General features: G+C 67.0%; 21 protein-coding genes. 14 read left to right on the forward strand and 7 right to left on the reverse strand.

The annotated features are described in order from the left end of the window. Positions 1 to 11: 11 nt before the first annotated feature. The 9 genes from lpxA to ACMGEZ_RS04085 all read left to right on the forward strand — a co-directional run bounded on the left by lpxA (position 12) and on the right by ACMGEZ_RS04085 (position 9,841). Positions 12 to 800: an acyl-ACP--UDP-N-acetylglucosamine O-acyltransferase gene (gene lpxA, locus ACMGEZ_RS04045; RefSeq protein ID WP_436820967.1), complete on the forward strand. Its 789-nt coding sequence runs from the start codon at positions 12 to 14 to the stop codon at positions 798 to 800. Positions 801 to 811: 11 nt separating this feature from the next. Then, positions 812 to 1,957: a lipid-A-disaccharide synthase gene (lpxB, locus tag ACMGEZ_RS04050; RefSeq protein WP_436820968.1), complete on the forward strand. Its 1,146-nt coding sequence runs from the start codon at positions 812 to 814 to the stop codon at positions 1,955 to 1,957. Beyond that, a complete protein-coding gene (gene rnhB, locus ACMGEZ_RS04055) occupies positions 1,929 to 2,648 on the forward strand; it encodes a ribonuclease HII (RefSeq protein WP_436820969.1) in 720 nt (239 codons plus the stop codon). The genes lpxB and rnhB overlap by 29 nt, the downstream gene beginning before the upstream one ends. After that, positions 2,645 to 3,424: a TrmH family RNA methyltransferase gene (locus ACMGEZ_RS04060; RefSeq protein ID WP_436820970.1), complete on the forward strand. Its 780-nt coding sequence runs from the start codon at positions 2,645 to 2,647 to the stop codon at positions 3,422 to 3,424. The genes rnhB and ACMGEZ_RS04060 overlap by 4 nt, the downstream gene beginning before the upstream one ends. Positions 3,425 to 3,560: 136 nt before the next feature. Beyond that, positions 3,561 to 4,760: a glutamine-hydrolyzing carbamoyl-phosphate synthase small subunit gene (gene carA / locus ACMGEZ_RS04065; protein ID WP_436820971.1), complete on the forward strand. Its 1,200-nt coding sequence runs from the start codon at positions 3,561 to 3,563 to the stop codon at positions 4,758 to 4,760. Then, positions 4,753 to 7,980 carry a carbamoyl-phosphate synthase large subunit gene (gene carB, locus ACMGEZ_RS04070; protein WP_436820972.1) on the forward strand — a complete coding sequence of 1,076 codons (3,228 nt, stop codon included), beginning with the start codon at positions 4,753 to 4,755 and terminating at the stop codon, positions 7,978 to 7,980. Before carA ends, carB begins: the two co-directional genes overlap by 8 nt. Before the next feature lie 21 nt (positions 7,981 to 8,001). Next, complete coding sequence (kdoO, locus tag ACMGEZ_RS04075; protein ID WP_436820973.1) at positions 8,002 to 8,871, forward strand: Kdo hydroxylase KdoO; 870 nt, start codon at positions 8,002 to 8,004, stop codon at positions 8,869 to 8,871. A gap of 66 nt (positions 8,872 to 8,937) precedes the next feature. After that, complete coding sequence (greA, locus tag ACMGEZ_RS04080) at positions 8,938 to 9,417, forward strand: transcription elongation factor GreA (RefSeq protein ID WP_436820974.1); 480 nt, start codon at positions 8,938 to 8,940, stop codon at positions 9,415 to 9,417. A 10-nt stretch (positions 9,418 to 9,427) separates the two neighbouring features. Beyond that, positions 9,428 to 9,841: a DUF4149 domain-containing protein gene (locus tag ACMGEZ_RS04085; RefSeq protein WP_436820975.1), complete on the forward strand. Its 414-nt coding sequence runs from the start codon at positions 9,428 to 9,430 to the stop codon at positions 9,839 to 9,841. Here ACMGEZ_RS04085 and ACMGEZ_RS04090 read toward each other — a convergent pair. Both ACMGEZ_RS04090 and ACMGEZ_RS04095 read right to left on the reverse strand, forming a co-directional pair. After that, on the reverse strand, positions 9,838 to 10,605 hold the full coding sequence (locus ACMGEZ_RS04090) for a glycosyltransferase (protein WP_436820976.1): 768 nt from the start codon (positions 10,603 to 10,605) through the stop codon (positions 9,838 to 9,840). The two genes, ACMGEZ_RS04085 and ACMGEZ_RS04090, sit on opposite strands and share 4 nt — an antisense overlap. 3 nt (positions 10,606 to 10,608) lie before the next feature. Then, complete coding sequence (locus ACMGEZ_RS04095) at positions 10,609 to 11,088, reverse strand: YhbY family RNA-binding protein (RefSeq protein ID WP_436820977.1); 480 nt, start codon at positions 11,086 to 11,088, stop codon at positions 10,609 to 10,611. 20 nt (positions 11,089 to 11,108) lie between these two features. Here ACMGEZ_RS04095 and ACMGEZ_RS04100 point away from each other — a divergent pair, with 20 nt between their 5' ends. The 5 genes from ACMGEZ_RS04100 (at position 11,109) to ACMGEZ_RS04120 (ending at position 16,603) form a co-directional block, all read left to right on the forward strand. After that, positions 11,109 to 11,777, forward strand: coding sequence for an RlmE family RNA methyltransferase (locus tag ACMGEZ_RS04100; RefSeq protein WP_436820978.1), 669 nt, complete (start codon positions 11,109 to 11,111; stop codon positions 11,775 to 11,777). Positions 11,778 to 11,942: 165 nt separating this feature from the next. Next, complete coding sequence (ftsH, locus tag ACMGEZ_RS04105; RefSeq protein WP_436820979.1) at positions 11,943 to 13,859, forward strand: ATP-dependent zinc metalloprotease FtsH; 1,917 nt, start codon at positions 11,943 to 11,945, stop codon at positions 13,857 to 13,859. A 61-nt stretch (positions 13,860 to 13,920) separates the two neighbouring features. Beyond that, complete coding sequence (gene folP / locus ACMGEZ_RS04110) at positions 13,921 to 14,781, forward strand: dihydropteroate synthase (protein ID WP_436820980.1); 861 nt, start codon at positions 13,921 to 13,923, stop codon at positions 14,779 to 14,781. After that, positions 14,778 to 16,121 carry a phosphoglucosamine mutase gene (gene glmM / locus ACMGEZ_RS04115; RefSeq protein WP_436820981.1) on the forward strand — a complete coding sequence of 448 codons (1,344 nt, stop codon included), beginning with the start codon at positions 14,778 to 14,780 and terminating at the stop codon, positions 16,119 to 16,121. Before folP ends, glmM begins: the two co-directional genes overlap by 4 nt. Beyond that, entirely contained in the window at positions 16,118 to 16,603 is a 486-nt protein-coding gene (locus ACMGEZ_RS04120) for a GNAT family N-acetyltransferase (RefSeq protein WP_436820982.1), read from the forward strand. Before glmM ends, ACMGEZ_RS04120 begins: the two co-directional genes overlap by 4 nt. Before the next feature lie 178 nt (positions 16,604 to 16,781). Here the strand turns inward: ACMGEZ_RS04120 and ACMGEZ_RS04125 are convergent, their stop codons facing one another. The 5 genes from ACMGEZ_RS04125 to ACMGEZ_RS04145 are packed head-to-tail and all read right to left on the reverse strand — an operon-like array spanning position 16,782 to position 22,289. Next, complete coding sequence (locus ACMGEZ_RS04125) at positions 16,782 to 18,053, reverse strand: acyl-CoA dehydrogenase family protein (RefSeq protein ID WP_436820983.1); 1,272 nt, start codon at positions 18,051 to 18,053, stop codon at positions 16,782 to 16,784. Between the two features lie 37 nt (positions 18,054 to 18,090). Then, the gene (locus ACMGEZ_RS04130; protein WP_436820984.1) at positions 18,091 to 19,179 is read right to left on the reverse strand and encodes a phosphotransferase; all 1,089 of its coding nucleotides are present in this window, start codon (positions 19,177 to 19,179) and stop codon (positions 18,091 to 18,093) included. Positions 19,180 to 19,196: 17 nt separating this feature from the next. Next, complete coding sequence (locus tag ACMGEZ_RS04135; protein ID WP_436820985.1) at positions 19,197 to 19,919, reverse strand: Crp/Fnr family transcriptional regulator; 723 nt, start codon at positions 19,917 to 19,919, stop codon at positions 19,197 to 19,199. Positions 19,920 to 19,974: 55 nt separating this feature from the next. After that, positions 19,975 to 20,754, reverse strand: a complete 780-nt coding sequence (locus tag ACMGEZ_RS04140) for an oxepin-CoA hydrolase, alternative type (RefSeq protein WP_436820986.1) — start codon at positions 20,752 to 20,754, stop codon at positions 19,975 to 19,977. Positions 20,755 to 20,768: 14 nt separating this feature from the next. Further along, positions 20,769 to 22,289 (reverse strand): 3-hydroxyacyl-CoA dehydrogenase, encoded by a 1,521-nt coding sequence (locus ACMGEZ_RS04145; protein WP_436820987.1) that lies wholly within the window; start codon positions 22,287 to 22,289, stop codon positions 20,769 to 20,771. Positions 22,290 to 22,368: the final 79 nt, after the last annotated feature.

Genomic DNA, 22,368 nt, shown 5'->3' on the forward strand with positions numbered 1-22,368 from the left:
TTCGAGAAGGCATGACGCAGATTCATTCGACAGCCATCGTCGACGCGAAGGCCGAACTCGATACGACGGTCAATGTCGGCCCGTACGCCGTGATCGGCCCGCATGTGCGGGTCGGCGCCGGCACCACCATCGGATCGCATTGCGTGATCGAGGGCCGCACCACCATCGGACGCGACAACAGGATCTTCCAGTTCGCGTCGCTGGGGGCGGTTCCGCAGGACAAGAAGTACGCGGGCGAGCCGACCGAGCTGGTCATCGGCGACCGCAACACCATCCGCGAGTTCTGCACCTTCAACATCGGCGTGCCGGGGGCGGGCGGGGTCACGCGCGTGGGCAGCGACAACTGGATCATGGCGTACACGCACATCGCGCACGATTGCCGGGTCGACGACCACACCACGCTGGCCAACAACACCACGCTGGCCGGCCATGTGCACCTGGCCGATTGGGTGACGGTGGGCGGGCTGACGGGCATCCACCAGTTCGTCTCGGTCGGCGCCCACGCGATGATCGGCTTCGCCAGCGCAGTCGCGCAGGACGTTCCCCCCTTCATGCTGGTCGACGGCAATCCGCTCGAGGTGCGCGGCTTCAATGTCGTGGGCCTGCGCCGGCGCAATTTTTCCGAAGCACGGATCGCCGCTGTCAAGCAGATGCACCGGCTGCTGTACCGGCAGGGCAGGACGCTCAACGATGCGCGCACCGCGATCGCCGGGCTCGCCACGGAGATGCCCGAAGCGGCGGCGGACGTCGCCCTGATGAACGCCTTTCTGGCCGGCGCCAAGCGCGGCATCGTGCGCTGAGGAGCCGCGCGGTGCAGGACCCACAGCGGCGGTTTGCCCTCGTCGCGGGAGAGGCTTCGGGTGACTTGCTCGCCGGCCTGTTGCTGGACGGCCTGAAGGCCCGCTGGCCCGACATGACATCCGTCGGCATCGGCGGCCCGCAAATGCAGAAGCGCGGCTTCGAGACCTGGTGGCCGCAGGAGAAGCTGGCGGTGCGCGGCTATATCGAAGTGTTGCGCCACTACGCCGAGATTGCCGGCATTCGGCGGCAGCTCAGGGCGCGGCTGCTGCGCGAGGGCGCGGGGATCTTCATCGGCGTCGATGCGCCGGATTTCAACCTCGATCTCGAAGCGGCGCTGCGCGAGCGCAGCATGAAGACGGCCCATTTCGTCTGCCCCTCGATCTGGGCCTGGCGGCCGGAGCGCGTCGAGAAACTCCGGGCGGCGGCCGACCACGTGCTGTGCATCTTTCCCTTCGAACCCGCCTTGCTTGCCGAACATGGCATTGCCGCCAGCTATGTCGGCCATCCGCTCGCCGACGTGATTCCGATGGCGCCGGACCGGGCCGCCGCACGCGCGGCGCTCGGCCTGGATGCGAACGCGCCTGTGGTGGCGCTGCTGCCGGGAAGCCGGCGTTCGGAGCTGCGCTACCTGGCGGATCGCTTCTTTGCCGCAGCCGCGCTGATGCAGCAGGCCCGGCCGGAGCTGCGCTTCATCCTTCCCGCGCTGCCCAGCCTGCACGGCGAGGTGGAGCAACTGCTGGCGGCGAGCGAGGTGAAGGGCCGCGTGCAGTTGCTCGACGGCCGCTCGCACGCCGCGCTGGCTGCCTGCGACGTCACGCTGATCGCCAGCGGCACCGCCACCCTCGAGGCCGCGCTCTTCAAGCGGCCGATGGTGATCGCCTACAACATGAACCCGATGTCCTGGGCCCTGATGCGTCGCAAGCAGCTGCAGCCCTGGGTCGGCCTGCCCAACATCCTGTGCAGCGACTTCGTCGTGCCGGAGCTGATCCAGGAGGCCGCCACGCCGCAGGCCCTGGCCGAAGCGACGCTGGCCTGGCTGGGATCCCCGGACAAGGTTCACGCCTTGCAACAACGTTTTTGCGCGCTGCACGCCGAATTGCAGCGAGATACGCCGACACTGTGCGCCGATGCGATCCAGAAAGTTATTGAAGGCTGAACAGACCAGGTTGGCGTGGGATACGCCAGGCCTGGTGGCTGGTGTCGACGAGGCCGGGCGCGGCCCGCTCGCCGGTCCGGTCGTGGCTGCAGCCGTGATCCTGGACGACCAACGGCGAATCCGTGGCCTGGCCGATTCGAAGACCCTCACAGCGCTTCAGCGCGAGCGACTCAACGACCAGATCCTGGCCAAGGCCCTGTGCTGCTCGGTGGCCCAGGCGAGCGTCGAGGAGATCGACGAGCACAACATTCTCGGCGCCACCATGCTGGCGATGAAACGGGCGGTCGAGGGGCTGCGCCTCAAGCCGGCCAAGGTGCTGGTCGACGGCAATCGGTTGCCCAGGCTGGACGTGCTGGCAGAGGCCGTCGTGGGCGGCGACGCCATCGTGAAATCGATCTCGGCCGCCTCGATCCTGGCCAAGGTGCATCGCGACCGGCTTTGCGAGCAGCTGCACGCCGAGTTCCCGCACTACGGCTTTGCCGGGCACAAGGGCTACAGCACGCCCGAGCACCTCGAGGCGCTCCTGCGCCATGGCGCTTGCGTGCACCATCGTCGCTCCTTCAGTCCTGTGGCCGCGGCCCTGGCGCGCGCCGCCGGCGAGGAGATCCCGCTCGGCACCGTGGCAGGCGAGCTTCTCATCGAGACCTTGCAGGTCGAGTCGGTCCAGGTCGAGCTGCGCCCCGCGCCATGACAGCGGCCGAGCCGAGCCACATCAGCTCGCGGGACAACCCGCTCCTCAAGGAACTGCGCAAGCTGGCCCACGATCCGGGGGGCTATCGCAAGTCGGGCCGTGTCTGGCTGGAGGGCGACCACCTGTGCCGGGCAGCGCGCGAGCGCGGGGTGCGTGCGGCGATCGCGGTCTTCACCGAATCCGCCTGGCCCGCGGTCCGCCACGAGTGGGCGGGGGCGGCTGACAAGACAGTGGTGGTCGCCGACGCACTGCTGGCCGGAGTGAGCGGCCTGGAGTCGCCGGCCGCCATGGGGTTCGTACTCGACCTGCCGGCACCGCCGCCGATCGCCCCGGACGCGGCCACCGTGGTGCTCGACCGGCTGCAGGATGCCGGCAACGTCGGCTCCATCCTGCGCAGCGCGGCAGCTTTCGGCTTCGCCCAGGTGATCGCGCTCAAGGGCACTGCGGCGTTGTGGGCGCCCAAGGTGCTGCGGGCCGGGATGGGCGCGCACTTCGGGTTGCGGCTGGTCGAAGGGGTCGAGCTGGAGGCGCTGGACGCCCTGGCCGTGCCCTGCATCGCCACCAGCTCGCACCGCGGCGAGTGGCTGCACCGGGCCCGCCTGCCGAACCCCTGCGCCTGGCTGATGGGCCACGAAGGGCAGGGGCTTTCGGCCGCGCTGGAAGCCCGCGCGAGCCTGCAGGTGCGCATCGTCCAGCCGGGTGGCGAGGAGTCGCTCAACGTCGCGGCGGCAGCGGCCATCTGCCTGCACGCGAGCGCTGCCGCGGGCGAGGGATGAAGCGGCGCGGGCTATAATCAAGGGCTTTCCTGCTCACACCTCGCCCATAGCGCACGCAAGCCAACTCCTTGACGAAAGTCGCGACCAAGAGCCTCATCTTGGGTCCGCCGTGGGCGTCATCCATTCGGAGATCCCAGTGCTTTTGTCTCTCAAGGGAAAATTCCCGCCCGCCATCCTGGCGCTCGCAGACGGCACGGTCTTTCTCGGCAATTCGATCGGCGCGCAAGGCGCCACCACCGGCGAAGTGGTGTTCAACACCGCCATGACCGGTTATCAGGAAATCCTGACCGACCCCAGCTATTGCCAGCAGATCGTGACGCTCACGTATCCGCACATCGGCAACTACGGCGTCAACAAGGAAGACATCGAGGCCGACAAGATCCATGCCGCGGGCCTGATCGTCAAGGACCTGCCGCTGCTGGCGTCCAACTTCCGCAAGAGCGCCACGCTAGCCGAGTACCTGGCGCGCGGCAAGACGGTCGCCATCGCGAACATCGACACCCGCAAGCTCACCCGCCATCTGCGCACGCATGGCGCGCAGAACGGCTGCATCCTCGGCCTGGCGCCGGGCGAGAGCATTTCGCAAGCCCTGATCGACAAGGCGATTTCCGCCGCCAAGGCCGCGCCCAGCATGTCCGGCCTCGACCTGGCCAAGGTGGTGTCGGTCAAGGAAACCTACGAGTGGACGCAGACCGAGTGGAAACTCGTCCATGTGGACGGCAAGCCGGGCTACGGCGTGCAGATCACGCCGAAGTTCCATGTCGTGGCCTATGACTACGGCGTCAAGAAGAACATCCTGCGCATGATCGCGCAGCGCGGCGCGCGCATTACCGTCGTGCCGGCGCAGACGCCTGCGGCCGACGTCCTCAAGCTGCGTCCGGACGGCATCTTCCTGGCCAACGGCCCTGGCGACCCGGAGCCCTGCGACTACGCAATCGCAGCGACCCGCGAGCTCATCGAGACCGGCATCCCGGTCTTCGGCATCTGCCTCGGCCACCAGATCATGGCGCTGGCTTCCGGCGCGAAGACCTTCAAGATGAAGTTCGGCCACCACGGCGCCAACCACCCCGTCAAGGACCTCGACAACGCCCGCGTGAGCATCACCAGCCAGAACCATGGCTTCGCAGTCGACGAAAAGACGCTGCCGGCCAACCTGCGCCCCACCCACGTCAGCCTGTTCGACGGCACCCTGCAGGGCCTCGCACGCACCGACAAGCCCGCCTTCTGCTTCCAGGGGCATCCGGAGGCCTCGCCGGGCCCGCACGACATCGGCTACCTGTTCGACCGCTTCACGGCGCTCATGCAAAGTCACAAAGAAGGGCAGAAGAATGCCTAAGCGCAACGACCTCAAGAGCATCCTCATCATCGGTGCCGGCCCGATCATCATCGGCCAGGCCTGCGAGTTCGACTATTCCGGCGTGCAGGCCTGCAAGGCGCTGCGGGAGGAGGGCTACAAGGTCATCCTGATCAACAGCAATCCCGCCACGATCATGACCGACCCGGCCACGGCCGACGTGACCTACATCGAGCCCATCACCTGGCCCACGGTCGAGAAGATCATCGCCAAGGAGCGCCCCGATGCCATCCTGCCGACCATGGGCGGCCAGACCGCGCTGAACTGCGCGCTGGACCTCTGGCGCAACGGCGTGCTCGACAAGTACAAGGTCGAGCTGATCGGCGCCACGCCCGAAGCCATCGACAAGGCCGAGGACCGCCTGAAGTTCAAGGACGCGATGACCAAGATCGGCCTGGGCTCGGCGCGCTCGGGCATCGCCCACTCGCTGGACGAGGCCTGGTCGGTGCAGAAGACGGTGGGCTTCCCCGTGGTGATCCGCCCCAGCTTCACGCTCGGCGGCACCGGCGGCGGCATCGCCTACAACCCCGAGGAGTTCGAGACCATCTGCAAGCGCGGCCTCGAAGCCTCGCCGACCAACGAGCTGCTGATCGAGGAATCGCTGCTCGGCTGGAAGGAATACGAGATGGAGGTGGTGCGCGACAAGGCGGACAACTGCATCATCGTCTGCTCGATCGAGAACCTCGACCCGATGGGCGTGCACACCGGCGACTCGATCACCGTCGCACCCGCGCAAACGCTTTCGGACAAGGAATACCAGATCCTGCGCAACGCCTCGCTGGCCGTGCTGCGCGAGATCGGCGTCGATACCGGCGGCTCCAACGTGCAGTTCTCGATCAATCCGAAGGACGGCCGCATGGTCGTGATCGAGATGAACCCGCGCGTCTCGCGTTCCTCGGCGCTGGCCTCCAAGGCCACGGGCTTCCCGATCGCCAAGGTCGCGGCCAAGCTGGCCGTGGGCTACACGCTCGACGAGCTGCGCAACGAGATCACCGGCGGCGCCACGCCGGCCAGCTTCGAGCCGAGCATCGACTACGTGGTCACGAAGATCCCGCGCTTCGCCTTCGAGAAATTTCCTCAGGCTGATTCGCGCCTGACCACGCAGATGAAGTCGGTGGGCGAGGTGATGGCCATGGGCCGGACCTTCCAGGAGTCGTTCCAGAAGGCGCTGCGCGGCCTCGAGGTCGGCGTGGATGGCCTCAACGAGAAGACGCAGGACCGCGAGGTGCTCGAGAAGGAGCTGGGTGAGCCCGGCCCCGACCGCATCTGGTACGTGGGCGATGCCTTCGCCATGGGTCTTTCCGTGGACGAGGTGCATGCGCTCACCAAGATCGATCCATGGTTCCTGGTGCAGATCGAGGAGATCGTGAAGATCGAGCTCGAGCTGGAAACCAAGTCACTCGACGACATCGACCGCGACACGCTGCTGGCCCTCAAGAAGAAGGGCTTCTCCGACCGCCGGCTGGCGCGCCAGCTGAAGACCACCGACACCGCGATCCGCGAGAAGCGGCGCGCGCTCGGCGTGCGACCGGTGTACAAGCGCGTGGACACCTGCGCGGCCGAGTTCGCGACCAACACCGCCTATATGTACTCGACCTACGAGGACGAGTGCGAGGCGGACCCGAGCAGCCGCAAGAAGATCATGGTGCTCGGCGGTGGCCCGAACCGCATCGGCCAGGGCATCGAGTTCGACTACTGCTGCGTGCATGCCGCGCTCGCGATGCGCGAGGATGGCTACGAGACCATCATGGTCAACTGCAATCCAGAGACCGTGTCGACCGACTACGACACGAGCGACCGGCTGTATTTCGAGCCGCTCACCCTGGAGGACGTGCTCGAGATCGTCGACAAGGAAAAGCCCACCGGCGTGATCGTGCAGTATGGCGGCCAGACGCCGCTGAAGCTCGCGCTCGACCTCGAGGCCAACGGTGTGCCGATCATCGGCACCAGCCCCGACATGATCGACGCGGCCGAGGACCGCGAACGCTTCCAGAAGCTGCTTCACGAGCTGAAGCTGCGCCAGCCACCGAATGCGACCGCGCGCACCGAGGCCGAGGCGCTCGAGAAAGCGCAGCAACTGGGCTACCCGCTGGTGGTCCGACCGAGCTACGTGCTGGGCGGCCGCGCGATGGAGATCGTGCACGAGCAGCGCGACCTGGAACGCTACATGCGCGAGGCAGTGAAGGTCAGCAATGATTCGCCGGTGCTGCTGGACCGCTTCCTCAACGACGCCGTCGAATGCGACGTCGACTGCCTGCGCGATGCCGATGGCGCGACGCTCATTGGCGGGGTGATGGAGCACATCGAACAGGCTGGCGTGCACTCGGGCGATTCCGCCTGCTCGCTGCCGCCCTACAGCCTCAAGCCCGAAACCGTGGCCGAGCTCAAGCGCCAGAGTGCGGCCATGGCCCAGGCGCTCAACGTCGTGGGTTTGATGAACGTGCAGTTCGCGATCCAGGAGAAGGACGGCCAGGACGTGATCTACGTGCTGGAAGTGAATCCGCGGGCGTCGCGTACCGTGCCCTACGTGAGCAAGGCCACCGGCATCCAGCTCGCCAAGGTGGCGGCGCGCTGCATGGCGGGCCAGTCGCTGGCCTCGCAGGGTGTGACGAAGGAAGTCACGCCGCCGTACTTCAGCGTGAAGGAAGCGGTGTTCCCCTTCGTCAAGTTCCCCGGCGTGGACACCATCCTCGGCCCCGAGATGAAATCCACCGGCGAGGTGATGGGCGTGGGCAAGACCTTCGGCGAGGCCTTCGTCAAGTCGCAGCTGGGCGCCGGCACGCACCTGCCCAAGTCAGGACGCGTCTTCGTCTCCGTCAAGAACAACGACAAGCCGCGCGCCGTCGAGGTTGCACGCGGCCTGGTCGCACTGGGCTTCGAGCTGATCGCCACCAAGGGCACGGCCGCCGCCATCAACGCGGCCGGCATCGCCTGTGCCACGGTCAACAAGGTGACCGAAGGCCGTCCGCACATCGTGGACATGATCAAGAACAACGAGATCGCCCTGGTCATCAACACTGTGGAAGAGCGCCGCAACGCAATTACCGATTCGCGCCAGATCCGCACTTCGGCCCTGCTGGCCCGCGTGACCACCTTCACCACCATCTTCGGCGCCGAGGCAGCCGTCGAAGGCATGCGCCACATGGAGGCCCTCGACGTGATTTCGGTCCAGGAGATGCACGCGCAGCTTGCGCAGACCTGAAGGAGGCGTGGACGAACCGCCATGGCAACTCAGCTGGTCGAACTCGACCTGGCCGACTGGGCCGGTGCCACACCCAACGAGGCGTGGATCACCGCGCTCGAGGCTGGCAAGGTGCTGTACTTCCCGCGGCTGGCCTTCGAGTTGCGGCCCGACGAGCGCGAGCTCCTGACGCCCTCGGTCCTGTCGCCCGACGTGCGCAACATCAGCCTGGACGCTGAGGGCCGCATCAAGGGTGTTGCCGGCGACGAGGCCCGGCAGCAGGCCGTGGCGGCGATGGTGGGGCGCTTTCGTGCCCAGGCGCAGCAGCTGATCCATGGCCTGCTGCCGCACTACACGCAGGCGTTGCGGCTGGCGCCCACCAGCTACCGGCCCGCGCAGGTCGAAACACGCGTGCAGTCCTGGCGCGCCGACGACCGCCGGCTGCACATCGACTCCTTTCCCTCGCGTCCGAACTACGGCGAGCGCATCCTGCGCGTCTTCACCAACGTAAACCCCGATGGCGCGCCGCGCGTCTGGCGGGTGGGCGAGCCTTTCGAGGCGGTGGCCGAGCGCTTCCTGCCGCGCGCCAAGCCCTACTCGCGCTGGCAGGCCCGCTTGCTGCAGACCCTGCATGTGACCAAGTCTTTCCGCAGCGAATACGACCACCTGATGCTGCAGTTGCACGACGGCATGAAGTCGGACCTCGACTACCAGAAGAACGCCCAACAGGAGACCGTGCCCTTTCCGGCCGGATCGGTGTGGGTGTGCTTTTCGGACCAGACCTCGCACGCCGTCATGTCCGGCCAGTACATGCTGGAGCAGACGCTGCACCTGCCCGCCGCAAGGCAATACAATCCCGACTCGAGCCCGCTCGCCATCCTGAGCCGGCTGACCGGACGCACGCTCGTCTGATCTTTTTCCTTCCATGAACCGCCGAACGGCAGCGTTCGGCGGTTTCGCTTTCTGGAGAGACAAAACATGGCCAACACCATTCCGATTACCAAGCGCGGCTCGGAGAAACTGCGCGACGAACTGCAGCGCCTGAAATCCGTCGACCGCCCCGCGATCATCACCGCGATCGCCGAAGCGCGCGCCCAGGGCGATCTCAGCGAGAACGCGGACTACGACGCAGCCAAGGAGCGCCAGGGCTGGATCGAAGGCCGCATCAAGCAGATCGAGGGCATGCTGTCGAATGCCCAGATCATCGATCCGTCCGAGCTGGACGCGGGCGGCAAGGTCGTCTTCGGCTCGACGGTGGAGCTCGAGGACGAGCACACCGGCGAGGCGCTCAAGTACCAGATCGTCGGCGAGGACGAGGCCGACCTGAAGCTGGGCCTGATCAACGTCTCCAGCCCGATCGCGCGCGCGCTGATCGGTAAGGAGGAGGGCGACACTGCCGAGGTGCAGGCTCCCGGAGGCGTTAAGCGCTACGAGATCGTGGGCGTCAGCTACCTTTGACGCCCGCGTAGTGAAAGACCGCATCGCGCTGCTGGTGGCTGCCCTCTGGTGGGGCAGCCTGACGACGATCGGCTTCCTGGTCGTGCCGATGCTCTTTGCTCAACTCGGCAACCCCACCGTGGCGGGGAACTTTGCCGGGCGGTTGTTCTCGGCGCAGAGCTGGGTGGCCCTCGCCTGCGGGCTGGTGTTGCTGACCTACTTCAGATCGAAGGCACCTGAGCGGGTCGACCAGCCCTCGCGAGTCGCGGTGGCCTGGATCCTCGCCGCCCTCCTGCTCGCCCTGCTGCAGGAATACGCGGTTGCACCGCGCATCCTGGCGCGCGAGAACCTGCGGCTCTGGCACTCGCTCGGCAGTGCCATGTATCTGGCCCAGTGGCTGTGCACCGGCGTGCTGCTGTGGCGTCTGGGACGCCGCGAAGCCTAGGCGTTCCAGAACTGCGTGATCCAGCGCGCCGGCCGGATGTAGCGGAAGCGCCGGTTTCGGCGCCCCGCCAGCGCATCGGGCGGATTGCATTCCCCGTGGAAGACCATGATGCGCGCCCCCTCCGGCACAAAGGGCTCGCGCCAGTAATTGGTGGGCCAGGCCGGGATGCCGTGGTACTTGAAGCTCGGGCACCACTCGGCCGGCCAGTAGGCCAGGGTGCCCTTGCGGTGCATGAAGGCCGACAGGTAGGTCTGCTCGTTGCGGTACTTGGCCTGCACCGCATCCATGTTCTCGCGGAAATGCGCCAGCACGTCCGGATGTGCGCCGATCTCGAAGCGGTAGACCGAAGAGTTGCCTGTGATGCGCCGGCGCCGCCAGGGGCGGGCGTAGTCATGGATGATGATGAACTCGCCCGGGTACTCGAAGAAGGCATCGAGGCTGCCCACGATGACCACGTCGAGGTCGATGAACAGCGCCCGGCCGCGCAGGCCGTAGAGGTTCTCCTCGAAGGTGGTCAGCTTCTTCCAGGCGCGGTCCACCTGGCCGGGCGCCAGCGCCAGGTCCAGCGGAGGGATCGGAAAGCACTGCACCTCACTGCGAATGCCCTTCGGATCGTCGGTCAGGCAGACGAAGCTGAAATCGCCCGACAGGTGCCTGCGCGCCATGGCATAGAGGCGGTTGACGTACTCGGGGCCGTACTTGGTGCCCCATTTCATGCAGAGGACGTGGCGCTGGGGGAGGGCCGCCTGTTCGTGGTTCGGCATCCTTCAGTCCGCCTGGCGGCGCTTCTTGACGGAGATGCTTTTTTTCGGCTTGGCGCGCTTGATGTTGCCGCCGGGGGTGAGCCGCTGGTTGCCGAGCACCCGCAGGGTCTTGATCTCTGGCCGCTGGCCAGCGCGCTTGCTGTACTTGATGACCTTGACGTCGCGCGGTCCGGGCATGCGGTCCTCGTCCGTGGCGCGCTCCTTCTCGGGCATGGGGCGCCAGAGGACCAGCAGCTTGCCGATGTGCTGGATGGGCGCGGCGTTCAGGTCCTCGGCCAGGGCCTGCAGCATGGCCTCGCGCGCAGTACGGTCGTCGGAGAAGACGCGGACCTTGATCAGGCCATGGGCCTTGAGCGCGGCGTCGGCCTCCTTCTTGACGGCCGGTGTCAGCCCGTCGCCGCCGACCATGACGATCGGGTCCAGATGGTGCGCTTCTGCGCGATGTACCTTGCGTTGGGCAGGGGTCAGTTGAATGGCGGGCATCCCCGTATTATCGAGTGTCGATGAACCCCAAACCCAAGAGCAGCAAGGTCAATCGTGCATGGCTGCACGACCACGTGAACGACCCCTACGTCAAGCTGGCCACGAAGGAGGGCTACCGGGCGCGCGCAGCCTACAAGCTCAAGGAGATCGACGAGGCGCTCGGCCTGATCCACCCGGGCCAATTGGTGGTGGACCTGGGTTCGACACCGGGCGCCTGGAGCCAGTACGTGCGGCGCAAGCTGTCGCCGGGAGGCGCGGCGGCGGGGCAGCTGGAAGGGACAATCATCGCGCTCGACATCCTGCCCATGGAACCCATCGAGGGCGTGACCTTCCTGCAGGGCGATTTCCGCGAGGCCGAGGTGCTGGCGCGGCTCGAGGAGGCCATGGCGGGGCGCTTGGCAGATGTCGTCGTATCGGACATGGCGCCCAACCTCTCCGGCATCGCCTCCGCCGACGCCGCGCGCGTCAGCCATCTCGTCGAGCTTGCCATCGAGTTCGCTCGCCACCACATGAAGCCCGAAGGCGCGCTGGTTGCCAAACTGTTCCATGGCAGCGGCTACGCGGAGCTGACGCGCCTGTTCAAGGCGAATTTTCGGGTCGTGAAACCGATCAAACCCAAGGCCTCGCGCGACAAATCCGCCGAGACCTTCGTGGTCGGCATCGGGCTCAGGCCGGTCGATACGAATTGAAACGGCGGCGGGCTGGGCATTCAAGCTTTAAAACCGTGCGCCTCCTATGGCTGCTATAGGGAAAATCCGGCATTTCGCAGCTTGAAAAGCCTAAAATGAGTGCCAATTGCGTGCCTTAGCGCGTTTTTTGTTTTCCGTACCACGCGCTTTCGACTGGAGCTTCGTTTGAACAATCAGTGGTTTTCCAAGGTCGCCGTCTGGCTGGTCATCGCGATGGTGTTGTTCACTGTGTTCAAGCAGTTCGACACCCGTGGCGTCGCCGGCGCCGGCAACATCGGTTACTCCGACTTCCTCGAAGAGGTCCGCAGCAATCGCATCAAGAGCGCCACCATCCAGGAAGGGCAGGGCGGCAGCGAGATCGTCGCGATCACCAACGACGACCGCAAGATCCGCACGACCGCCACGTACCTCGACCGCGGCCTCGTCGGCGACCTGATCGCCAACAACGTCAAGTTCGACGTCAAGCCGCGCGAAGAGGGCTCGCTGCTCATGACCTTGCTGGTCAGCTGGGGGCCGATGCTGCTCCTGATCGGCGTGTGGGTCTACTTCATGCGGCAGATGCAGGGCGGCGGCAAGGGCGGTGCCTTCAGCTTCGGCAAGAGCAAAGCCCGCATGCTCGACGAGAACAACAACCAGGTCACCTTCGCCGATGTCGCGGGCTGCGACGAGGCCAAGGAGGAAGTGAAGGAAGTCGTCGACTTCCTGAAGGACCCGGCCAAGTTCCAGAAGCTGGGCGGTCGCATTCCGCGCGGCCTGCTGCTGGTGGGCCCTCCCGGAACCGGCAAGACGCTGCTGGCCAAGGGAATCGCGGGCGAAGCCAAGGTCCCGTTCTTCTCGATCTCCGGCTCCGACTTCGTCGAGATGTTCGTCGGCGTGGGCGCGGCCCGCGTGCGCGACATGTTCGAGAACGCCAAGAAGAACGCCCCCTGCATCATCTTCATCGATGAAATCGACGCGGTCGGTCGCCAGCGCGGCGCGGGCCTCGGCGGCGGCAACGACGAGCGCGAGCAGACCTTGAACCAGATGCTGGTCGAGATGGACGGCTTCGAGACCAACCTCGGCGTGATCGTGGTCGCGGCGACCAACCGCCCCGACATTCTCGACGCCGCGCTGCTGCGCCCGGGCCGCTTCGACCGCCAGGTCTACGTGACGCTGCCCGACATCCGCGGCCGCGAGCAGATCCTCAACGTGCACATGCGCAAGGTGCCGCTGGGCCAGGACGTGAACCCCAGCATCATCGCGCGCGGTACGCCGGGCATGTCGGGCGCCGACCTGGCGAACCTGTGCAACGAGGCGGCGCTGATGGCCGCGCGCCGCAATGCACGCGTCGTCGAGATGCAGGACTTCGAGAAGGCCAAGGACAAGATCTTCATGGGCCCCGAGCGCAAGAGCATGGTGATGCCCGAGGAAGAGCGCCGCAACACGGCCTACCACGAGTCCGGCCACGCCCTGATCGGCAAGCTGCTGCCCAAGTGCGACCCGGTGCACAAGGTCACCATCATCCCGCGCGGCCGTGCGCTGGGCGTGACGATGAGCCTGCCGGCGCAGGACCGCTACAGCTACGACCGCGAGTACATGCTGAACCAGATCAGCATGCTGTTCGGCGGCCGCATCGCCGAAGAAGTGTTCATGCACCAGATGACCACCGGCGCGAGCAACGACTTCGAGCGCGCCACGCAGATCGCGCGCGACATGGTGATGCGCTACGGCATGACAGAGTCGCTCGGCCCGATGGTCTATGCGGAGAACGAGGGCGAAGTCTTCCTCGGCCGCTCGGTCACCAAGACCACCAACATGAGCGAGTCGACCATGCAGAAGGTCGACGCCGAGGTCCGCCGCATCATCGACGAGCAGTACGCTCTGGCGCGCCGCCTGATCGAGGAGAACAGCGACAAGATGCACGCGATGGCGAAGGCCCTGCTCGAATGGGAAACCATCGACACCGAGCAGATCGACGACATCATGGCCGGCCGCGAACCGCGTCCGCCCAAGGACTGGACGCCGCGCACCCCGTCTTCGGGCAGCGGCGGCAGCGGTGGCACGCCGGCGGTGAATCCCGACCCGGCACCCACTGCCGCCTGAGCATGAGGCTCGGGCGATCGACGGGGCCTCTGGCCCCGTTTTTCATTTTTGGACGGCTCGCATGACGAGAAGATGGCGCACCACCCGCTTCGAGATCGATCTCGCACAGCCGCGCGTGATGGGCATCGTCAACGTCACGCCCGATTCCTTTTCCGACGGCGGCGCGCATGCCTCGACCGAGGCCGCGCTGCGCCATTGCGTTCAGCTGGTGGAAGACGGGGCCGATATCCTCGACATCGGTGGCGAGTCCACCCGCCCCGGCAGTCCGGCCGTGCCGCTGTCCGAGGAGCTTGCGCGCGTTCTGCCGGTGGTCCGCGAGGCGGTGAAGCTGCAGGTGCCGGTCTCGGTCGACACCTACAAGCCCGAGGTCATGCGCGCGGTGCTGGACCTCGGCGCCGACATCGTCAACGACGTCTGGGCGCTGCGCCGGCCAGGAGCGCGTGCGGCGGTGGCAGCCCATCCCGCCTGCGGCATCTGCCTGATGCACATGCATCGCGACCCGCAGACGATGCAGGCGGCGCCGATGGAAGGCGATGTCGTTCCCGCGGTGCGCGCCTTTCTCGAGGAACAGGCACAGGCGCTGCTGGCGCTGAAGGTCGCGCCCGAGCGCATCGTGCTCGATCCGGGCATCGGCTTCGGCAAGACCGTGGTGCAGAATTTCGCCCTGCTGGCCCGGCAGGAGGAATTGCTGGCCACGGGGTTGCCGCTCCTCGTCGGCTGGTCGCGCAAGTCCTCGCTGGGCGCCGCCACGGGCATCAAGGAGGCCGCCGGACGCGTGGCACCCAGCGTTGCAGCCGCTGTGCTCGCAGTCGAGCGCGGGGCAGCGATCGTGCGTGTGCATGACGTGCGCGAAACCGTGGCCGCGCTGGCCGTCTGGCGAGCCATGAGATCAGAACAGCGGGGACAGGAGGCCCGGCCATGACAAGACGATACTTCGGCACCGATGGCATACGCGGCACCGTCGGCCAGGCGCCGATCACGCCCGACTTCGTGCTGCGCCTCGCGCATGCGGTCGGCCGCGTGCTCAAGAAGACGGAGTCGCGCCCGTCGGTGCTGATCGGCAAGGACACGCGCATCTCCGGCTACATGCTCGAGTCGGCGCTCGAGTCCGGCTTCAATTCCGCTGGCGTGGACGTGGTGCTGCTGGGGCCGCTGCCGACGCCCGGGGTGGCCTACCTGACGCGTGCCCAGCGCGCCAGTCTCGGGGTGGTGATCAGCGCCAGCCACAACGCCTATCCGGACAACGGCATCAAGTTCTTCAGTGCGCAGGGCACCAAGCTCAGTGACGAATGGGAGCTGGCGGTCGAGGCCGCGCTGGAGGAGGCGCCCGCCTGGGCCGAGTCTGCCCAGCTCGGCAAGGCGCGCCGCCTCAACGATGCGCCGGGCCGCTACATCGAGTTCTGCAAGAGCACCTTCGCCAACGACCTCACGCTGCGCGGCCTCAAGCTGGTCGTCGACGGCGCGCATGGCGCGGCCTACCAGGTGGCGCCGAACGTCTTCCACGAACTCGGCGCGGACGTGATCAGCATCGGCTGTGCGCCCGACGGCCTCAACATCAACAAGGACGTGGGCGCCACGCATCCCCAGGCGCTGATCGACGCGGTGCGGGCCCACGGCGCCGACTACGGCATCGCGCTGGACGGCGACGCCGACCGGCTGCAGCTGGTCGATGCGAGCGGGCGCCTGTTCAACGGCGACGAGCTGCTCTACCTGATGGCGATGGAGCGCGTCACACGCGGCGAGAAGTTGGCCGGCGTCGTCGGCACGCTGATGACCAACAAGGCCGTGGAAATTGCGCTGCGGGGACAGGGCATCGAGCTGGTGCGGGCCCGTGTGGGCGACCGCTATGTGCTGGAAGAGCTCGAGAAGCGCCACTGGCTGCTGGGCGGCGAAGGCTCCGGCCATCTGCTGGCGCTGGACCGCCACACAACGGGCGACGGGATCGTGAGCGCGCTGCAGGTGCTGCAGGCCTGCCAGCGCAGCGGCAAGAAGGTGGGCGAGTTGCTGGCGGACCTCACGCTGTTCCCGCAGACGCTCATCAACGTGCGCTTGGCCGGAAATCAAGACTGGATGGCCAACAAGACACTGGCCGCCGAGATCTGGCGTACCGAGGCCGAGCTGGGCGATGCGGGCCGCGTGCTGATCCGCGCGAGCGGCACGGAGCCGCTGCTGCGCGTGATGGTGGAGGCGCGCGACGCTGCGCAAGCCGAAGCCTGCGCGCAGCGCCTGGCGGCGGCAGTGGTGGCGGGGTCGCCGGCGTGATCGAGATCCTGCTCGCCGACTATCGCAATCCGGTGCACGCGCGTGCGCTGGTCGAGCTGCTGGACAGCTATGCGCGCGATCCGGCCGGCGGCGGAACGCCGCTCGCGCCTGAGGTGCTGGCGGGCTTGCCCGAGGCGCTGGCCGCGCGGCCGCAGGCCTTCAGCGTGCTCGCCTACGACGGCGAGCAGGCCGTTGGGCTCGTCAATTGCATCGAGGGCTTCTCGACATTCGCGTGCAAGCCGCTGGTGAACGTGCACGATGTGGTCGTGCTGCCGACCCATCGCGGCCAGCGCCTCACCCAGCGCATGCTGGCGTGCGTGGAGCAGGAGGCCCGCGCACGCGGCGCCTGCAAGCTCACGCTGGAGGTGCTGTCGGCCAACCACAGCGCGCTGCGCGCCTATGTACGCGAAGGCTTCGCCAACTACCAGCTCGACCCGGCCTTCGGCCAGGCCATGTTCCTGCAAAAGAAGCTGCTGGACTGACTCTCCCCCAGGTTGGCTCACTTCGTGTAGCCGCCCACCCCCTCACCGGGGGCAACACCAGCGGCCCGGGGGATGTTGCTCGCCCCCAGGTTGGCTCACTTCGTGTAGCCGCCCACCCCCTACCGGGGGCAACACCAGCGGCCCGGCAAAGCCGGTTCCGCGGTGTTCCTGATTTCAGTCAGAAGCGGGTCACGGGAATTTCGTCGTTGCCTTTTGCGGCGCCGTACTTGCCCAGCTCCCACTTGGCGATCGCATTGCGGTGCACCTCGTCCGGGCCGTCGGCGAAGCGCAGCGTGCGGGCGCCGGCATAGGCATAGGCCAGCGGGAAGTCGTCGCACATGCCGCCGCCGCCGTGCACCTGCATGGCCCAGTCGATGACCTGGCAGGCCATGCTGGGCGCCACCACCTTGATCATCGCGATTTCGGTCTTGGCCACCTTGTTGCCGGCCACGTCCATCAGCCAGGCCGCCTTGAGCGTGAGCAGGCGTGCCATGTCGATCTTGCAGCGCGCCTCGGCGATGCGCTCCTGCGTCACGGTCTGCGAGGCCACGGTCTTGCCGAAGGCCACGCGCGAGGAGGCGCGCTTGCACATCAGCTCGAGCGCGCGTTCGGCCAGGCCGATCAGGCGCATGCAGTGGTGGATGCGTCCCGGGCCGAGGCGGCCCTGCGCGATCTCGAAGCCGCGCCCTTCGCCGAGCAGGATGTTGTCCACCGGCACGCGCACGTTCTCGAAGTACATCTCGACATGGCCGTGCGGCGCGTCGTCATAGCCCATCACGTTGAGCGGGCGAACGATGCGGATGCCCTTGGCATCGGCGGGCACGACCACCATGCTCTGCTGCGAGTGGCGCGGCGCGTCGGGATCGCTCTTGCCCATGGTGATGAAGACCTTGCAACGTGGGTCGGCCGCCCCGGAGATCCACCACTTGCGGCCATTGATCACGTACTCGTCGCCCTGGCGCTCGATGCGCGTCGAGATGTTGGTGGCGTCGCTCGAAGCGACCTCGGGCTCGGTCATCGCGAAGGCGGAGCGGATCTCGCCTTCCAGCAACGGCTTGAGCCAGCGCGCCCTGATGTCATCGGAGCCGTAGCGTGCGATGGTTTCCATGTTGCCGGTGTCCGGCGCCGAGCAGTTGAAGGCTTCGCTGGCCCATGGCACACGGCCCATGATCTCGGCGAGCGGCGCGTATTCCTGGTTGGTGAGGCCGGCGCCTTTGTAGCCGGAGACCTCGGCGCTGTCGACCGGCAGGAATAGGTTCCACAAGCCCTGCGCCTTGGCCTTCTGCTTGAGCTTCTCGACCGTGTTGAGCGCGGTCCAGCGCTTGCCCGCCGCAGTGTTGGCCGCCAGTTCGGCCGTGTATTCGGCCTCGGCGGGGTAGATGTGGTCTTCCATGAAGGCGGTGACGCGCTTCTGCAAGTCTTTGGTCTTGGCCGAGTATTCGAAATCCATGGGGTCTCCTGTGGGATAAGGTGAGGGCGCAGGCGGATCAGGCCCGCTGCGCGAACTGCCAGGCCATCTCGGCCATCGGCCGCGCGCCGCGGCCCGAAGCCACGGCCTGCTCGCTCGATGCGGTACCCGCTTCGACGCGCTTGGCAATGCCCTGCAGGATCGCTGCCATGCGGAACAGGTTGTAGGCCTGGTAGAAATTCCAGTCGGGCGCCAGCGCCTCGGGCGTGGTGAGCCCGGTGCGCTCGCAGTACTTGCGGATGTACTCGCTCTCCGTCGGAATGCCCAGGCTCTTCAGGTCCAGTCCGCCGATGCCCCGGAAGGAGCCCGGCGCGATGTGCCAGGACATGCAGTGATAGCTGAAGTCGGCCAGCGGATGGCCCAGCGTGGACAGCTCCCAGTCGAGGACGGCGATGGCGCGCGGCTCGGTGGCGTGGAACATGAGGTTGTCGAGCCGGTAGTCGCCGTGCACGATCGTGGTCATCTTCTCGTCGCGCGCGCTCTCGGGCATGTGGGCCGGCAGCCATTCCATCAGCCGGTCCATCTCTGGGATGGGCTGCGTGATCGAGGCCACGTACTGCCTGCTCCAGCGGCCGATCTGTCGCTCGAAGTAGTTGCCCGGCTTGCCGTAGTCGGCCAGGCCGCGCTCGGCGAACTTCACGGTATGCAGCGCGGCGATGACGCGGTTCATCTCGTCATAGATGGCCGCGCGCTCCGCATTGCTCATGCCTGGCAAGGACTGGTCCCACAGCACCCGGCCTTCCATGTACTCCATCACATAGAAGGCGCGGCCGATGATGCTCTCGTCCTCGCACAGGCACACCATGCGAGGCACCGGAACGTCGGTGCTGGCCAGGCCGCTCATGACCTTGAACTCGCGCTCGATCGCATGCGCCGAGGGCAGCAGCTTGGCGACCGGGCCCGGCTTGGCGCGCATCACGTAGCTGCGCGTGGGCGTGTTGAGCTTGTAGGTCGGGTTGGACTGCCCGCCCTTGAACATCTCGACCGTGAGCGGGCCCTTGAAGCCGTCGAGCTTCGTTTCCAGCCAGGCGGTCAGCGCATCGATGTCGAAGACGTGCTGCTTGGAAACGGCGCGGGTGCCGACGAAGTTGTCGAAGTCCTGGGTCATGTCTCTGGGTTCTGCGGTTACAGGTCGTCGGCTTCCGAGATGCGCATGAGTGCCGCGCGGTCCAGCACCACCAGGCCGCCGGGCTCGATGCGGATCGCTTGCTCGCGCTCCATCGCCTTGAGCTCCTGGTTCACGCGCTGGCGCGAGGCGCCCAGCAGTTGCGCCAGCTCCTCCTGCGCCAGGTGCAGCCCGATCCGCATCTGGCTGCCGTCCGCGAGGTTGGGCACGCCGTAGCTGCGCACCAGGTGGATGAGCTGCTTGGCGAGCCGGGCGCGCAGCGGCAGCGTGTTGAGGTCCTCGACCAGGCCGAACAGTTGCCGGATGCGCCGCGCCTGCAGCCGCATCAGCGCCTCGTAGAGCTCGATGTGGCTGGCGAGGATCTTCTGGAAATCGGCGCGCGCCACGCACACGATCGTGGTGTCGCCATGCGCATAGGCATCGTGCGTGCGCCGGTCCCCATCGAATATCGCGACATCGCCGAACCAGATGCCCGGCTCCACGTAGGTCAGCGTCACCTGCTTGCCCGACACCGCGGTCGAGCTCACGCGCACCGCGCCCTTGGCGCAGGCAATCCACTGCTCCGGCGGATCGCCGCGCGCGCAGATCAGGTCGCCGTCCTTGTAGCGCTTGACGAAGGTGCATCGAAGAATGTCGTGACGCAGGGAGGGGGAGAGAGAAGAGAACCAGCGACCACCATTGATCGCCTCTCGTTCTTCGATGGTAAGAATGGGCTCGTCCATGAACTGTCCTGTGCGTGACTGAAAGGTCCGGGCTTGTCGCCCGAGCGACGCGCCGTTACTCGTAGCGCGGCTTCTCTTTGGCGAGAAAGGCGGCGATGCCGATGCCGGCGTTGGGATGGTGGAGGTTTCGCACGAAGTGGTCGCGCTCCTGCGAAAGCTGCGCGGCGAGCGTCGCGCCGCGCGCCTCGCCGAGGAGCTCCTTGATGCTCGCGAGCGAGTTGGGCGCACGCGCATTGAGGCGGTCTGCGAGCGCGAGCGCGGCCGACAGCGCCTGGCCGCTTTCCGTTACCTCGTTGACCAGGCCGAGCGCGTGCAGGCGCGCGGCGTCGATGCGGCCGCCCAACATCAGCCATTCGCTCGCGATCTGGCGCGGCAGGGACTGCGCCAGGTGCCAGCTCAGGCCGCCGTCCGGCGACAGCGCCACGCTGCTGTAGGAGGCCGCGAATACCGCATCGCGCGCCGCGACGATGAAGTCGCAGGCCACCGCGAGCGAAAAGCCGGCGCCGGCAGCGGCGCCCTCGACGGCCGCGATCACCGGCTTGGGGAAGGTGCGGATCGAGTCGATCCAGTTGTGCAGCGCCTCGATGCTCTCGGCCTGCACCGCGGGCTCGCGCTCGCGGTTGGCCGACAGGCGCTGCAGCGAGCCCCCGGCGCAGAACCATGCGCCTTCGCCCACCAGCACCACGCTGCGCACCTCGTCGCTGTTCTCGGCGCCGTTGAGCGCCTCGATGCCCGCGGCGTACATCTCGGGGCCGAGCGCGTTGCGCTGCGAGGGGTTGGAGAGCGTGAGCACCATGGTGCGGCCTTCGCTCGTGCTTTTCAGTTCTGCGCTCATTCGATGCTTGTCTCCTACGCTTCGTGATGGGTGAGGCTCAGGCCCAGCGCGCCGCGGCGGCGCAGCCAGGGACTTGGGCGGTAACGGGGATCGCCGTACACCGTTTGCAGGTTGAACAGTACTTCGAGCACGTTGGTCGGGCCGTACAGGTCGCCCATTGCCAGCGGGCCCTGCGGATAGCCGAGGCCCAGCTTCACGGCCACGTCGAGATCGGCAGGCGAGCAGACCTGTTGCTGGCACATGTCGGCCGCGATGTTCACGATGGTGCCGATCACGCGCTGGGTGACGAAGCCGCCGCTGTCGCGGATCACGCTCACCGCCTTGCCGTCGCGCGCGAACAAGGAATGAGCGGTTTCGCGCATGTCGAGCCGCGTCGCGGGGTTGGTGGCGAGCACGCGGCGTTTCGTCGCGGCGTCGTCCACCATCAGGTCGATGCCGATCGTGCGCGTGGCATCGAGCCGCTCGACCGCGGCCACGGTGGTGACGTCGAAGCCCAGCGGCGCGACCAGGATCAGCGCGGCAGAGGAGGGCGTGGCCCCGCTTTCCAGCTGGCCGCCCAGCGTGTGCACCAGCTTCAGCAACTCCGGCCGCCGTGCCGCGCGCGGGGAAACCCAGACGGCCGGGTAGCCTTCGAGTGCCGGCGCGGCCGGCTCGGGCGCCTGCTGCGCGACGCCGTCGACATAGCGATAGAAGCCTTCTCCCGTCTTGCGCCCGAGCGCACCGGCCGCGAGCCGCTGCGCGGTGATCACGCTCGGCCGGAAGCGCGGCTCCTCGTAGTACTGGTGGTAGATCGATTCCATCACCGGGTGTGAGACGTCGAGCGCCGTGAGGTCCAGCAGTTCGAAGGGGCCGAGGCGGAAGCCCGCCTGGTCCTTGAGGATGCGGTCGATGGTCGCGAAGTCCGCCACACCCTCGCCCGCGATCCGCAGTGCCTCGGTGCCGTAGCCGCGCCCCGCATGGTTGACGATGAAGCCCGGCGTGTCCTTGGCCTGCACCGCGGTGTGGCCCATCTGCGCAGCATAGGCGGCGAGTTGTCGGCAAAGCTCGGGCTCGGTCTTGAAGCCGGCCACCACCTCGACCACCTTCATCAGGGGCACGGGATTGAAGAAGTGGAAGCCCGCCATGCGCTGCGGCTGTGCCATCGCGGCGGCGATGGCCGTGACCGAGAGCGAGGAGGTGTTGGTCGCCAGCGCGGCCGAGGGCGCCACCACCGCTTCGAGTTCGCGAAACAACTTGCGCTTGACCTCGAGGTCCTCGACCACGGCCTCGATCACCAGGTCGCAGGCGGCGAGCGCCTGCATCGAATCGACGGCCTGCACGCGCGCCGACAACGCATCCCGCTGCGCCTCGTCAAGCTTGCCCTTCTCATGCAACTTCTGCCACTGGGCCAGGACGGCGTCGCGGCCGCGCACGGCGGCGCCTTCGAAGCTATCGAGCAGCAGCACCTGGCTGCCGGCCTGCGCGGCTATCTGGGCGATGCCTCGCCCCATCGCGCCAGCTCCGATGATTCCTACGTTGGAAAACTGCACAGTCATTTGATAATTGTCTCTCTGAGAAATGGCAGCGCGGACGCGCATGCCAGAATGTGTCTACTTTCGATTACGGTTTTCCGCC

This window comes from Variovorax stachyos, from assembly GCF_051400855.1.
GTDB lineage: Bacteria > Pseudomonadota > Gammaproteobacteria > Burkholderiales > Burkholderiaceae_C > Variovorax.

What these genes read in the sequence shown, in the direction of transcription:
- carB (WP_436820972.1), top strand. Translation starts at nt 4,753, where the DNA reads ATGCCTAAGCGCAACGACCTCAAGAGCATCCTCATCATCGGTGCCGGC.
- ACMGEZ_RS04090 (WP_436820976.1), bottom strand. Translation starts at nt 10,605, where the DNA reads ATGCCGAACCACGAACAGGCGGCCCTCCCCCAGCGCCACGTCCTCTGC.
- rnhB (WP_436820969.1), top strand. Translation starts at nt 1,929, where the DNA reads ATGCGATCCAGAAAGTTATTGAAGGCTGAACAGACCAGGTTGGCGTGG.
- kdoO (WP_436820973.1), top strand. Translation starts at nt 8,002, where the DNA reads ATGGCAACTCAGCTGGTCGAACTCGACCTGGCCGACTGGGCCGGTGCC.
- ACMGEZ_RS04100 (WP_436820978.1), top strand. Translation starts at nt 11,109, where the DNA reads ATGAACCCCAAACCCAAGAGCAGCAAGGTCAATCGTGCATGGCTGCAC.
- ACMGEZ_RS04125 (WP_436820983.1), bottom strand. Translation starts at nt 18,053, where the DNA reads ATGGATTTCGAATACTCGGCCAAGACCAAAGACTTGCAGAAGCGCGTC.
- ACMGEZ_RS04140 (WP_436820986.1), bottom strand. Translation starts at nt 20,754, where the DNA reads ATGAGCGCAGAACTGAAAAGCACGAGCGAAGGCCGCACCATGGTGCTC.
- glmM (WP_436820981.1), top strand. Translation starts at nt 14,778, where the DNA reads ATGACAAGACGATACTTCGGCACCGATGGCATACGCGGCACCGTCGGC.
- folP (WP_436820980.1), top strand. Translation starts at nt 13,921, where the DNA reads ATGACGAGAAGATGGCGCACCACCCGCTTCGAGATCGATCTCGCACAG.
- ACMGEZ_RS04095 (WP_436820977.1), bottom strand. Translation starts at nt 11,088, where the DNA reads ATGCCCGCCATTCAACTGACCCCTGCCCAACGCAAGGTACATCGCGCA.
- greA (WP_436820974.1), top strand. Translation starts at nt 8,938, where the DNA reads ATGGCCAACACCATTCCGATTACCAAGCGCGGCTCGGAGAAACTGCGC.
- lpxA (WP_436820967.1), top strand. Translation starts at nt 12, where the DNA reads ATGACGCAGATTCATTCGACAGCCATCGTCGACGCGAAGGCCGAACTC.
- ACMGEZ_RS04130 (WP_436820984.1), bottom strand. Translation starts at nt 19,179, where the DNA reads ATGACCCAGGACTTCGACAACTTCGTCGGCACCCGCGCCGTTTCCAAG.
- ACMGEZ_RS04135 (WP_436820985.1), bottom strand. Translation starts at nt 19,919, where the DNA reads ATGGACGAGCCCATTCTTACCATCGAAGAACGAGAGGCGATCAATGGT.
- ACMGEZ_RS04145 (WP_436820987.1), bottom strand. Translation starts at nt 22,289, where the DNA reads ATGACTGTGCAGTTTTCCAACGTAGGAATCATCGGAGCTGGCGCGATG.
- ACMGEZ_RS04060 (WP_436820970.1), top strand. Translation starts at nt 2,645, where the DNA reads ATGACAGCGGCCGAGCCGAGCCACATCAGCTCGCGGGACAACCCGCTC.